We start from the raw sequence: 11,922 nt of genomic DNA on the forward strand, positions 1-11,922 counted from the left end.
AATTTTACTTTAAAATAATAAAAATCACTATAAATTAAAAATAATAACCTTAAATTTATATGTACTTAAAAGTTATGACAAAATTAAAAGTGGTTTTTGACGGAAATCCTACTCCGGCATTAGGTAATACTTTAATAATACATGGGTGCCATACAAGGTAAGAACTTCATTCTTTTTAATCCAATGAAACTTATCGGGAGTACCGGGAACGTTAATTTGTTTTTTAAATTTTAAGACGCCCCTATTAAAATTTTTTATGTTAGATATAAAAATATCAATTGTCCTTTTTCATACTGAAGAACGAGAAGTTAGACAAGTGCTGAGGTTAATTAACAAATCTACACTAAGGAAAAGAATTTTCCTGATCGACAATTCAGCAGACGACACATTAAGAGTCCTATCCACCATTTCAAACGTTACTTATATTTTCAATAACGCTAACCTGGGTTACGGCAGGGGGCACAATGTTGCGATAAATAACGAAGACACCCCCTCAAGGTATCACCTGGTTATTAATAGCGATATTGATTTTGACCCGGTGAGTTTACAGCAGGCATTCGATTTTATGGAGCAACATGACGACGTAGGGATGATCAGCCCAAGGATATTGGATGCGGAAGGTGACCTCCAGTATTTTTGCAGAAAATTACCTACGCCATTTGATCTTCTTGCCAGGAGATTTATCCCCGGCTTTTTTAAACCTTTGTTTAAACACGAACTGGACAGCTATTTACTTCTGAATAAGGATTATTCAAAACCAATGAATATCCCCAACCTGCCTGGTTGTTTTATGTTTATGAGGTCTGATGTGCTAAAAAACATCGGTGGGTTTGATGAAAACTTCTTCCTTTATGTTGAAGATATAGATCTGACCCGGCGACTGCATGAAGTTTCGGTAACATTGTATTATCCTGCTATAACAATTAAACATTATCTTGCCCAGGGATCCTACAAATTTTCAAAATTGGTCCTATATCATATCAAAAGCGCAATACACTACTTTAATAAATGGGGTTGGTTTGCTGATACCAGCCGCGACGAAATCAATAAAGTAATAGGATTAAGCTACAAGATTACTAAACGAGAAGAGGTTGCCAAGGTGAAAGAGTTGGTTTTTTATGACAGTGTTCCACGAAAACTATATTCGTCCAGGTAAAAAAACTTCAAGTTGAAAACAGCCGAAGCCAGGAAAAATACGACTGGCAAGGTATTCCAACGTTGCGGAAAACGGCAAGGGATGACCACCGCAATCATCTCCCCTATCAGGGTCGCGTTTCTGCATTAATCGTTAAGCTTCGTATTCCTGTTCCTCAGCCAGTGATCTGCAATTACAAGCGCCGCCATCGCCTCAACAATAGGCACGGCCCTTGGAACAACGCAAGGATCATGACGACCTTTGCCAGATATTTCGGCAGCGTTGCCTTCACTGTCAATGGTAACCTGATTATGCATTATGGTAGCTACCGGTTTAAAGGCGACTTTGAATTCGATGGGCATTCCGTTACTGATCCCCCCCTGGATGCCACCTGAGTAATTAGTAAGGGTTTCGACATCACCTGATTCGTTCTTCGAAAAGATATCGTTATGCTCCGATCCACGCATTTCACTGCCCGCAAAGCCTGATCCATATTCAAAACCATGCACGGCGTTGATGCTCAGCATTGCTTTACCTAAATCGGCATGCAGCTTATCAAACACCGGTTCGCCCAAACCCACAGGGCAATTGATGATATGGCAGCTTACTTTGCCGCCAACAGTATCGCCCTGTTTGCGGATGCCGTCGATATATTCAATCATTTCTGCAGCTACTAGCTGGTCGGCACAGCGTACGATATTTTTTTCGCGTTCTTCAATAAACTGATTGGCGTTTTTTACTGCTACTTCGGGCGCGTTGATCTTGCCAACACTGCTCACATGGGCAACAATTTCTATGCCTTGTGTTTTTAAAAGCAATTTAGCTAAAGCGCCTGCAGCAACACGTGCAGCGGTCTCCCGGGCCGATGAACGACCTCCGCCGCGATGATCGCGAATGCCGTATTTGGTTTGATAAGTATAGTCCGCATGTGAGGGGCGGAAAACGTCCACATTATGCGTATAGTCCTTTGAGCGCTGGTCCTCGTTGGGGATGATCATCGCGATGGGGGTGCCGGTAGTTTTTCCTTCAAAAACACCTGAAAGTATTTTTACCGTATCGCTTTCCTTGCGCTGCGTCGTAATTTTGGATTGACCGGGCTTGCGCTTATCCAGTTCGCCCTGTATATAATCCAGGTCTACTTCAAGTTGCGATGGGCAGCCGTCGATAATTACGCCGATAGCTTCGCCATGCGATTCCCCAAAAGTTGTGATCCTGAATATTTGCCCGAATGAATTGCCTGCCATTTTGTTTTTTTGATTTCACCGATGTGTTTATGATTACACCGATTTTATACACGTTTGTCATTGCGAGGTATGAAGCAATCGCGAATATTGCATGGCGGTTATGCATGGTTCGCGATTGCCACGCTACGCTCGCAATGACAAGTTTTTTTACTTTGAGCTAAGTCTTTCTGCTAAAACCTTTCGCCTTTTACCTTTATCCTTTCACCTCTTCCCCAAATCCCACCTTCTCCAGATCCTTCCAAAACGCAGGATATGATTTTTCTACCACATCGGCATCTTCTATCTCTACTTCCGGGATCAACAAGGCAAGTGGCGCAAATGCCATTGCCATTCGGTGATCCTCGTAGGTATCGACAAATATACGTTCAGGGATCAGCTTTTCGCTGCAATCCAGTTTATAAACCTCGCCTTTTTCAACCAGCTTTACGCCAATTTTAGCCAGCTCATTTTGCAGCGCTTTTATACGGTCAGTTTCCTTGATCTTTAAAGTTTCGAGGCCGGTAAAAGTTGCTTCATGACCCAATGCTGCACACACTACAATGATGGTTTGTGCCAGGTCGGGGCAGCTTTTCAGGTCGAATATTTTACGGGCAAGCGGTTTTGCTTCTTTAGTGAGATATACGCCGCCATCCTTAAACTGCGAGGTAATACCAAAGTTAGCCATGATCTCGGTGATCACACTGTCGCCCTGTAAACTATACCGGGTTAAGCCTGGTAAAAACAACTCAGCCTCATCAGCAAGAGCCGCAATAGCATACCAGTAGGATGCCGCGCTCCAATCCGGTTCAACATGTAAACTTGTTTCAGCAAATTCCTGGTTAGGGATGCTGATCACACTATCCGTCCAGGTATGCTGGATACCTGCCGATTGCAGCATAGCCAGCGTCATTTCCACATACGGACGGGAAGTTAGTTCCCCTTCAATATGGAGTTCCAAACCGAAAGGCAGCCGGGCAGCTATAAGCAACAGCGCTGTGATGTACTGGCTACTTATATTTCCTTTTATACTGACCTTATTGGAAAGCTGCACTAAGCTACCTTTCAGTTTAATGGGTGGAAAACCCTCGTTTTCAACATAATCGATCTCGGCCCCCAACTCACGTAAAGCATCTACTAAAATACCTATCGGGCGTTGTTTCATCCGCGCGCTGCCGGTTAATATCACTTCCTCTGCCTGCAACGTAAAGTAAGCTGTTAAAAAGCGCATTGCCGTACCGGCAGGACCGATGTTTACGAGTCTTAAGTCTTGAGTCTCGAGTCCTGAGTCATTTTGCTGCTGACTTTCGACTTTGGGCTTATGACTCAGGACTTGCAACAACGTTGCCGTGTCTGCCGCGTCCGAAATATTCTCAACCTTTACCTTACCGCTGCTTAAAGCTTCGATGATCAGCGCCCTGTTGCACTCACTTTTTGAACCTGTGAGATGTACCGTGCCTTTTACCGATTTGCTTTTTTTGGTAAGGATGATGTTATGTTTCATTATATTATATTATACTTTGCGTGGTGAAGCCTCACCTAAATCCTCTCCAAAGGAGAGGACTTTAGCTTCGCTCTTGTTTAGCATGATTTAAAACCCTCTCCTTTGGAGAGGGCAGGGTGAGGCCTTACACGTGTGTTAATTTATCCGCTTCCTGGCCGGCTTTATCTTTATTCATGATCTCGGTTTGTTTGCGGATAGATTCGCTGTGGATCAATTCCAGTAATTTTTCAGTGAAATCTTCATGCAGTTTTAAAGCTTTGCCGTAGTCAACGCCTTTTCTCAAAATCTCATCCCAGCGGTTAACCTGTAAAATAGTGATGTTATTATCTTTTTTGTAGTTACCGATCTGCTCAACGATCTGCATGCGTTCCGCCATTTTCTGGATCACCAGGTCGTCAATTTTATCTATCTGGGTACGCAATACGGCTAGTTTATCCTTTAGTTCAGCATTGCGGATCTCAGGCTTGCGTAAAGTCAGGTTCATGATGATATCAACCAAAGCCGATGGCGTTACCTGTTGCTTGGCATCTGTCCAGGCAACGGTTGGATCGATGTGTGATTCGATCATCAATCCCTGCATATCAAGATCAAGCGCTTTTTGAGCGATGTATCCTATAAGATCTCTGTTACCTGTAATGTGGCTCGGATCATTGATGATCGGCAATTCAGGCGCGTGTGTTTTCAGGCTGATAGCCAGGTCCCACATTGGCTCGTTGCGGAACGCGCTTTTTTCGTGTGAAGAGAACCCGCGGTGGATAGCAGCCAGTTTGGTAATACCCGCCTGGTTGATACGCTCCAAAGCACCGATCCATAAAGAAAGATCAGGGTTTACCGGGTTTTTAACCATCACCGGCACGTCAACACCTCTTAAGGCATCAGCAATTTCCTGCACAGTAAAAGGGTTTACGGTTGAACGTGCGCCCACCCATAAAATATCAACACCTGCTTCCAATGCTTCTTCAACGTGTTTGGCGTTGGCCACTTCAATAGCGGTTGGCAAGCCGGTTTCGGCTTTTGCACGTTGCAGCCATTTAAGGCCGATGCTGCCAATGCCTTCAAACTCACCCGGACGGGTGCGGGGTTTCCAGATACCTGCACGTAATGCCGATACTTTGCCTGTTTTTGCCAAAAGGTGTGCTGTTGCTACCAATTGGTCTTCTGTTTCGGCACTGCAGGGACCTGCAATTAATAATGGTTCGCTGCTTGTTTTTATCCAGGAACTTAGCGGTTGTATGTTTAAATCCAGTTTCATCGTTTTGTTTTTGAGTCCGAAAGTCGGTAAAGTCCGAAAGTCCGGAAGATTTATTTGTCTGTGGTTAACTAATCTTTATTATATTTTAAATTATATAGGCTTCTTTTGATCTCTCGTCTCCGAAAAGAAGCTCTTTTTTGAGATGCTGCTTCTTTCGGACTTTCCGACTTTCGGACTTCCGGACTTTCCCCTCAATTCATCTTCTTCATCTTTATATAGGTCCTCGGAACTTTTTCACTTTTAACCGGCTTGGGCGCTGCCGGCCCCTCCTCTTCATGCCGCTGGTACTCACCCAGTATATTGAAGTTGTGCGTGTATTTTAAGATCTGCCGTATGGCAGTGTCATAACTTTTTTGCTCTTCCCATTCAATATCCACGTAAAAGTTATACTCGTTACGTTTCCCCAAAATTGGCATCGACTGGATCTTACTCATATTAACGCCTTCTTCGGCAAAAATATTGAGCACTTTGGCCAATGAACCCACCTTATTGCTCACCTGGAAACAGAGTGAAGCTTTATTAGGCTGCTTTTTGGTCACATTCTCATGATGGGTGAGGATCAGGAAACGGGTGAAATTCTTTTTGTTCGATTCAATGCGGCGCTCCAGCACGTCCAGTCCGTAAAGCCTTGCGGCTAAAGTATTGGCGATGGCAACGGTATCGGTTAACTGTTCGTCGCGGATACGTTTGGCGCAGGCAGCTGTATCATTACTTTCCACAATATTTAAATGCGGGTATTCGTCAAAAAAATCAACACACTGGCGGATCGCTATGGGGTGCGAGGTTACAAATTTAACATCCTCGAACTTAACACCCGGTAAAGCCATCAGGTGCAATTGGATGGGCAGGTAAATTTCGCCCACTACCGGGAAAGCATAGCTTAGTAACAGCGAGTAGTTTGGCAGTATGCTGCCGGCGATGCTGTTTTCAATAGCCATCACTACATAGTCAGCCTCCTTGTTTTGCAAAGCCTCAAAGGTTTGCTTAAAAGAGTTACATTCAATGGTGTGAATATTTTCACCAAAATACTTTAGAGCCGCTTCTTCGTGGAAGGAAGCGCGGATCCCCTGGATGGCAACTCTTGGTTTATCTTGTTTCATAAAAACGTATTAAAGCAAAAAGTCCCGGTTGTTGGCCGGGACTTTTCAGTTTCTTTATATGTTGTTGATGCATATTAGTCCCGGCTCTTACTGGTAAAGTAAAAGTAGTAACCATAAAAATATGCATTGTTAAACTTCATTGTTTTTTGTTTGCGGCGTAAATGTACAAGTAAAAATCAATTTGTCAATAGAAAATTTTATTTTTCTTAAAATAAATGGGGTGAACAGAATTTTATTTGGTGAGAAGAGTTATTGTTGGTTTAGTATTGTCGGTTTTATGAACGAATTGAAGGAGTAGATAGAGGAGATGCTAATAGCGTGGTTACTATCATTCCGATTTGTCCCGATCGAAAAGACGGCGGCTATTTGATCTCAAAGTTTATTATAGGGTTTGTAATATAAAGAATTTGGGCGTCCGGGCGGGCTTTCCGCTCATACGGCTTCAGGCCTTAGGCGCAATGGCCGGTATCCGCTGCTATCCCTGACGCATTTTCGTTTAATTCTTTGAAACACAATTACGCTCTAAGTGCCATCTTAAGAATCATTCTCTTGTTTCTTAACTCTTGGGTCATGGCTCTAAATAACCTATATGCTACCGCGGTTTCGCCGAAAACGGGTATACTGAGCGCCACATCCGGTACATTACAATTACCGGGAAAATAACCCATGCCGCATTGGATAATAGTACGCGCGCCAATTGTGGTGTGGCGTGTTCGCCGTTAATTTCTTCAAATAAAATGATGCTCACATTGGTGAGCATAACCGATGCCCAAACCACACTTGCAAAGCGGATCCAGTTTTTGCCTTTCCAATAAGCATAAATAGCGAAGGCATAAAACGGGCCGAAGAAGATCGAATCGATCCAAATCGTGGCGCGCCACCACGCCGGCCGTGCCATCAATACCGGGTCGAAATTACGGCCGTACCAGTGTACCAGGTCCACCAGTTTTGCCGGCGGCCAGGCAGGGTATTGAAAATTATTGGGATCGGCGATGACCAGTTGCTCCAGGTCGACAATATAAGTGATGAAAAACAGGTTGACGCAAAAGAAAACGATCAGGGCAATATCCACAGGGCGTTTGGAGAGTGGTAGAATTTCCGTCATGATGGTATGGGTTGATAGGTGAAGGTAACGAAAAAAATGGTTTTTATAAGACATTTGAAAACACCGGGTTGAGCAACCAATATTTTCAGATAAAAGCCAGGTTAGCATTTTATTGACCAGGCGCATTCAATAATTTAACCAAATTATTTCAGCAAAACATTTTACCTTTAGCCATGAACTTTTATCACCCTATCAATAAACTGTTAAAGCCTTTGTTCCTGGTAATACTTTTAGGCAACGTTTTACAAAGCTTCGGCCAGGATTATAAGGCGCGGATAGATGCCTTTAGGAAAAGCTATGAGAACGACTTTTTGACAGATGCGAGCTCGCCACTCAAAAAAGATGACTTGCAATTCCTGCGTTTTTATGATGCCGACAGTAGTTATCGCGTTACCGCCGATGTAAAATACCTAACCGGCGAGCCCATTTTTATCATGCACACTTTTAATGGCGCAAGCCAGCAGTATGTGCGCTATGCGTTACTTAACTTTAAGCTAAATGGAAAGGAATTGCAGCTTACCGTATACCGCAGCATCGCCCTGGCAAACATCACCGCTTATAAGGACTATCTATTTTTGCCTTTTACCGATAATACCAATGGTAATACCACTTATGGCGGCGGCAGGTATATCGACCTAAATACCGCCGACTTTAAAGGCGCCACTATGACGTTGGATTTTAATAAGGCATACAACCCCTATTGCGCGTTCTCCGGCAAATATTCATGCCCTAAACCGCCTCCTGAAAATAACCTTACAATTGCTGTTGAGGCCGGCGAAAAATTGTTTGCCAAAACGGGAACCCATTAGGACTATTGATACAGGTGTTTATGCACTTACCTTTTTCCCATATCACCCAAAATCGTTAATTTTGTATCCTTAAACTGTGTGGAACTGAAATCAGATGGACGAGTATATTTCTTTTGAACAATTGCCTTTTGGCGCCGACGACTTTGCTGACAATCCCGAATCCCGCTGCCCCTGTATGCTTTTACTGGATACTTCGGGTTCGATGGGCGGCGAGCCGATCCGCCAGCTCAACGAGGGGATCAATACCCTGAAAATGGAGCTGGAGCTTGACCCACTTGCCGCCAAACGCGTGGAAGTGGCCATGGTTACCTTTGGGCCGGTGTCCTATGAATCGGACTTTCAAACCGTAGATAATTTTTACCCGAAACAGCTGGTCGCCAGTGGTGATACCCCTATCGGCGCAGCCATCAGGTTAGGTATAGACCTGGTAAATAAACGCAAAAAGCTATATAAGGAGCGTGGCGTGGGCTATTACAAACCCTGGATCATATTAATAACCGACGGCGCCCCTACTGACGCATGGAGCCTTGCTGCTCAACTTGTGCGGGAGGGCGAGAGCGAAAACCGTTTTGCTTTTTTTGCTATAGGGGTAGAAGGCGCCAATTTTGATGTACTGAGGCAATTATCCGTGCGTGCACCTTTAAAATTGCGCGGCCTGGCATTCCGTGAGTTTTTCCTGTGGCTATCAGGTTCATTGAAAACCGTATCGAGCAAAAACCCTGGCGAAAACAACAAATTGCTTCCACCAACCGGCTGGGCCGACTTATGACCTGGAAAACAATAGGTCAAAGCGTCATCGGCACTTCGCACCTGCAAAATGGCAAAAACTGTGAAGATGCGGGTGCAAGCCGCATCCATAGGCTATCAAACGGCGAAGATGTATTGGTTTGTTTTGCCAGTGATGGCGCAGGAAGCGCAGCGTATGCCGCTGAAGCATCGACGGCCGCTGTGTCAGCAGCTCATGAATTTACTGAAGCCTTGCTACAGGACGGCAGGGAACTTACGGACGGGCACCTGATTGCCCTTGGCGAATATATTTACGACAGGCTGGTGGAGTTGGCTGCCGCTAAAGAAGTTCCAAAAAACGAATTCTCCTGCACCTTATTGGGCTGTATAATTACGCCTAAAAAATCAGGGTTTGTGCAGATCGGCGATGGCGCGATCGTACGCAATGATGGCAGCGGGCATTTTACACAGATTTGGTGGCCATACAATGGGGAGTATCAAAACTCCACCGCTTTTATCATTGACGACCCCAGCCTGGCGCTTTTACAATACAAAGTGATTGATGAGCCGATAACTGAAATAGCTATTTTTACGGATGGGCTACAGCAACTGGCGCTTAACCATGTGAGCATGGCGGTACACCAGCCGTTTTTTGCAGGTTTGTTCCCGGCATTGCGGCGGGCTGAAAATGAAGAACATCTTTCGATATTAAATTCAAGGCTGGCTGATTACCTGTCGGGCGACATCATAAACAACCGTACTGACGACGACAAAACTTTATTGCTGGCAACAAGGGAATAAATGACCGGGACAATCTATAAAGGCGCTGCAGGCACTACCTACACACTGGCCAACCGCATTGGCGGCGGCGGCGAAGGTGACGTTTACGCGGTTAACGAAGACAGCAGCCTGGTGCTGAAGGTATACAAAGAAGCGCCCGACACCGATAAAACTGAAAAGCTGCGACACATGACCACGCTGGTAAGCGACGAACTGCAGCGTTTTGCGGCCTGGCCACTGGATATAGCGCGCGACGGCAGCGGAAAGGTGCGCGGCTTTACAATGCGTAAGCTGCAAGGCTACCTGCCCATGCATATGCTCTTCACCCCTATGGATCGCAAGAAGCTTTTTCCCGACAAAGGGTATAACTTCCTGGCACATGTAGCACGCAACCTGGCGGTGGCGTTTCACAAAATTCACCAGGCGGGTATAATAGTGGGCGATGTAAATGAAGCCAACCTGCTGGTAAGCGCTACAGGCATGGTTGCCCTCATCGATTGCGACTCATTCCAGGTGAAAAACGGCAAGCGCTACCATTTTTGTGAAGTTGGAATGCTGCGCTATACGCCGCCGGAATTACTGCGGCGCGGCTCATTCGAAAGCGTGGTTCGAACTGCCAATACCGATGCATTTTCATTGGCGACGCTTATTTTTCAACTCTTATTTTTGGGGCGGGCTCCATTTACAGGCGTAAACCCGGGCAAGCAGGAGATAGATGAAGAAACGGCTATAAAAAACCACGAGTTCGCCTACTCGCTGCGTAACAGCAACAAGCGCCTCTTCCCGGCAAAAAACAGTCTTGAACTTAGCGCCATGCCTGCGCCTGTCGCTGATGCGTTCCATTTGGCATTTGAATCGGACGGCGAGCGCCCGACGCCTTTGCAATGGGCAACTAAAATGGGCGATTTTATAAAAGATCTTTCCACGTGCCCTGTTTCAAAACTGCATTTTTACCCCGGCAATTTGAAGCGCTGCCCCTGGTGCGCATTTAAGCACGAGGCTAATATTTATTATTTTCTTGATGATGTCAATATAAACACAACGTCGCAGCTTACCAATATAGAACATTTTATAAATGGTTTCCGGCTGGAACAGCTTAACCTTCCGCGCCTTAGCGGTTCATATACGTACCCGGGTTTACAGGCACAAAAAATACCTGCGCGGTTTTATAGGTACAGGTATATTAACCTGGCGGCAGTTATTGTTGTTTTGGCATTATTAATTGTGCTTGCTGCAAGTATGTCTTTCTATGGCGCTATCATTCCGGTCGGAATAGCATTGATAAGGCTGGTATTGCGCGGGGGTGGTAAATTAAAAGCTGAACTTGCCATCCGGCAGCAGGCGCTTAACAGGGTAAGCGGCCCGTTTAACCAGGTGTTAAAGCAGTATAATTATCCGCCGGCACTTAAACAGTACAACGAGACGACTAACAAGTTAAAAAACAATATAGCGGCATTACGTAAGCTTCCGTCTTTATTCGTCCATTTAAAAAAGGAAATTGAAGACAAACATTACCAGGCAAAATACAAACAGTATTTACAACAGTTTGATGTGAATGATCACACGATCGCCGGGTTTGGGCCAGCCAAAAAAAAATTGATCTGCAACCAGGGAATCCGTACTGCTGCCGATATATCAAAATTAAAACAGGTTAAAGTCGCCGGTATCGGCCCTAAAAATCAACAACTTTTGTTTGAATGGCAGCGACAAATGGGAACAGGCTTTACCTATGCGCCCGAATTAGATAAAATTAAGCATGAAACACATTTGGCTGCAGAGAGCCTTGGACTACAACGTAAAAAGCTGGAAAACGAAATAAGGAAAGAACATACAACTTTAACCAATATCCATTCGGGTATCCGGGTATCCCTGCAGTTGCTTGAACATCAGTATCAGCAACTGTTGCCAAAAGTAGCCCAGGCTCAGCTGGACCTTGATGCTTTTGAAAACCTGGTACATTGGCGTATCTTTAAATGGTGAGCCGGATATCGCCGGTACTTCCAATTCTCGGGCTGCTCATCCATGCTATCCCCTGAAATGCACAAAAAGTACTGACAAGTTTTTGTCACTGACAAAATAGTGTCAGCACTTAAAGTGTTGTTATTCAAATTTTTAGCGCTCTGTAGCAGTTGTAGCATTTGTAGCGCTACTGACTTGTCCTAACCTGGGTTGACAAAAAAATCAAGGACAAAATGGACAAATCGCATTTAAAGGGAGAAGTAACTAAGGAATACTTATCCGGAGCAATAACTATCCGTAAATTAGGGACAAAATATGGATATCATTTTTCA

The 11,922-nt window shown here is 44.8% G+C and carries 10 protein-coding genes; 5 read left to right on the top strand and 5 right to left on the bottom strand.

Annotated features, from left to right (window positions below; genetic code table 11):
• Positions 1–256 precede the first annotated feature (256 nt).
• Positions 257–1,156, top strand: coding sequence for a glycosyltransferase family 2 protein (locus QZY09_RS02915; protein ID WP_295667853.1), 900 nt, complete (start codon positions 257–259; stop codon positions 1,154–1,156).
• A 125-nt stretch (positions 1,157–1,281) separates the two neighbouring features.
• Here QZY09_RS02915 and aroC read toward each other — a convergent pair whose 3' ends face one another.
• The 5 genes from aroC to QZY09_RS02940 all read right to left on the bottom strand — a co-directional run bounded on the left by aroC (position 1,282) and on the right by QZY09_RS02940 (position 7,316).
• Positions 1,282–2,379: a chorismate synthase gene (aroC, locus tag QZY09_RS02920; RefSeq protein ID WP_295667856.1), complete on the bottom strand. Its 1,098-nt coding sequence runs from the start codon at positions 2,377–2,379 to the stop codon at positions 1,282–1,284.
• A 193-nt stretch (positions 2,380–2,572) separates the two neighbouring features.
• Positions 2,573–3,859 carry a 3-phosphoshikimate 1-carboxyvinyltransferase gene (gene aroA, locus QZY09_RS02925; RefSeq protein WP_295667858.1) on the bottom strand — a complete coding sequence of 429 codons (1,287 nt, stop codon included), beginning with the start codon at positions 3,857–3,859 and terminating at the stop codon, positions 2,573–2,575.
• A 124-nt stretch (positions 3,860–3,983) separates the two neighbouring features.
• Positions 3,984–5,111, bottom strand: a complete 1,128-nt coding sequence (locus tag QZY09_RS02930) for a chorismate mutase (protein WP_295667860.1) — start codon at positions 5,109–5,111, stop codon at positions 3,984–3,986.
• A 191-nt stretch (positions 5,112–5,302) separates the two neighbouring features.
• Positions 5,303–6,211 (bottom strand): prephenate dehydratase, encoded by a 909-nt coding sequence (locus QZY09_RS02935; protein WP_295667862.1) that lies wholly within the window; start codon positions 6,209–6,211, stop codon positions 5,303–5,305.
• Positions 6,212–6,803: 592 nt separating this feature from the next.
• The gene (locus tag QZY09_RS02940) at positions 6,804–7,316 is read right to left on the bottom strand and encodes an emopamil-binding family protein (RefSeq protein ID WP_295667864.1); all 513 of its coding nucleotides are present in this window, start codon (positions 7,314–7,316) and stop codon (positions 6,804–6,806) included.
• A gap of 173 nt (positions 7,317–7,489) precedes the next feature.
• On the opposite strand from QZY09_RS02940, the gene QZY09_RS02945 reads away from it, so the two are divergent.
• From QZY09_RS02945 to QZY09_RS02960, 4 genes are all read left to right on the top strand, one after another.
• A complete protein-coding gene (locus tag QZY09_RS02945) occupies positions 7,490–8,125 on the top strand; it encodes a DUF1684 domain-containing protein (protein ID WP_295667866.1) in 636 nt (211 codons plus the stop codon).
• Positions 8,126–8,219: 94 nt separating this feature from the next.
• Positions 8,220–8,894 (top strand): VWA domain-containing protein, encoded by a 675-nt coding sequence (locus QZY09_RS02950; RefSeq protein ID WP_096351456.1) that lies wholly within the window; start codon positions 8,220–8,222, stop codon positions 8,892–8,894.
• A complete protein-coding gene (locus QZY09_RS02955) occupies positions 8,891–9,652 on the top strand; it encodes a PP2C family serine/threonine-protein phosphatase (RefSeq protein ID WP_295667869.1) in 762 nt (253 codons plus the stop codon). The genes QZY09_RS02950 and QZY09_RS02955 overlap by 4 nt, the downstream gene beginning before the upstream one ends.
• Positions 9,653–11,611, top strand: coding sequence for a hypothetical protein (locus QZY09_RS02960; protein ID WP_295667871.1), 1,959 nt, complete (start codon positions 9,653–9,655; stop codon positions 11,609–11,611).
• The last annotated feature ends 311 nt before the right edge of the window (positions 11,612–11,922 follow it).

The sequence above is a fragment of the uncultured Mucilaginibacter sp. genome (genome assembly GCF_903913935.1).
GTDB lineage: Bacteria > Bacteroidota > Bacteroidia > Sphingobacteriales > Sphingobacteriaceae > Mucilaginibacter.

Excerpts from the sequence above, each read along its gene's own strand:
- QZY09_RS02915 (WP_295667853.1), top strand. The coding sequence starts at position 257 with ATGTTAGATATAAAAATATCAATTGTCCTTTTTCATACTGAAGAACGA.
- aroC (WP_295667856.1), bottom strand. The coding sequence starts at position 2,379 with ATGGCAGGCAATTCATTCGGGCAAATATTCAGGATCACAACTTTTGGG.
- aroA (WP_295667858.1), bottom strand. The coding sequence starts at position 3,859 with ATGAAACATAACATCATCCTTACCAAAAAAAGCAAATCGGTAAAAGGC.
- QZY09_RS02930 (WP_295667860.1), bottom strand. The coding sequence starts at position 5,111 with ATGAAACTGGATTTAAACATACAACCGCTAAGTTCCTGGATAAAAACA.
- QZY09_RS02935 (WP_295667862.1), bottom strand. The coding sequence starts at position 6,211 with ATGAAACAAGATAAACCAAGAGTTGCCATCCAGGGGATCCGCGCTTCC.
- QZY09_RS02940 (WP_295667864.1), bottom strand. The coding sequence starts at position 7,316 with ATGACGGAAATTCTACCACTCTCCAAACGCCCTGTGGATATTGCCCTG.
- QZY09_RS02945 (WP_295667866.1), top strand. The coding sequence starts at position 7,490 with ATGAACTTTTATCACCCTATCAATAAACTGTTAAAGCCTTTGTTCCTG.
- QZY09_RS02950 (WP_096351456.1), top strand. The coding sequence starts at position 8,220 with ATGGACGAGTATATTTCTTTTGAACAATTGCCTTTTGGCGCCGACGAC.
- QZY09_RS02955 (WP_295667869.1), top strand. The coding sequence starts at position 8,891 with ATGACCTGGAAAACAATAGGTCAAAGCGTCATCGGCACTTCGCACCTG.
- QZY09_RS02960 (WP_295667871.1), top strand. The coding sequence starts at position 9,653 with ATGACCGGGACAATCTATAAAGGCGCTGCAGGCACTACCTACACACTG.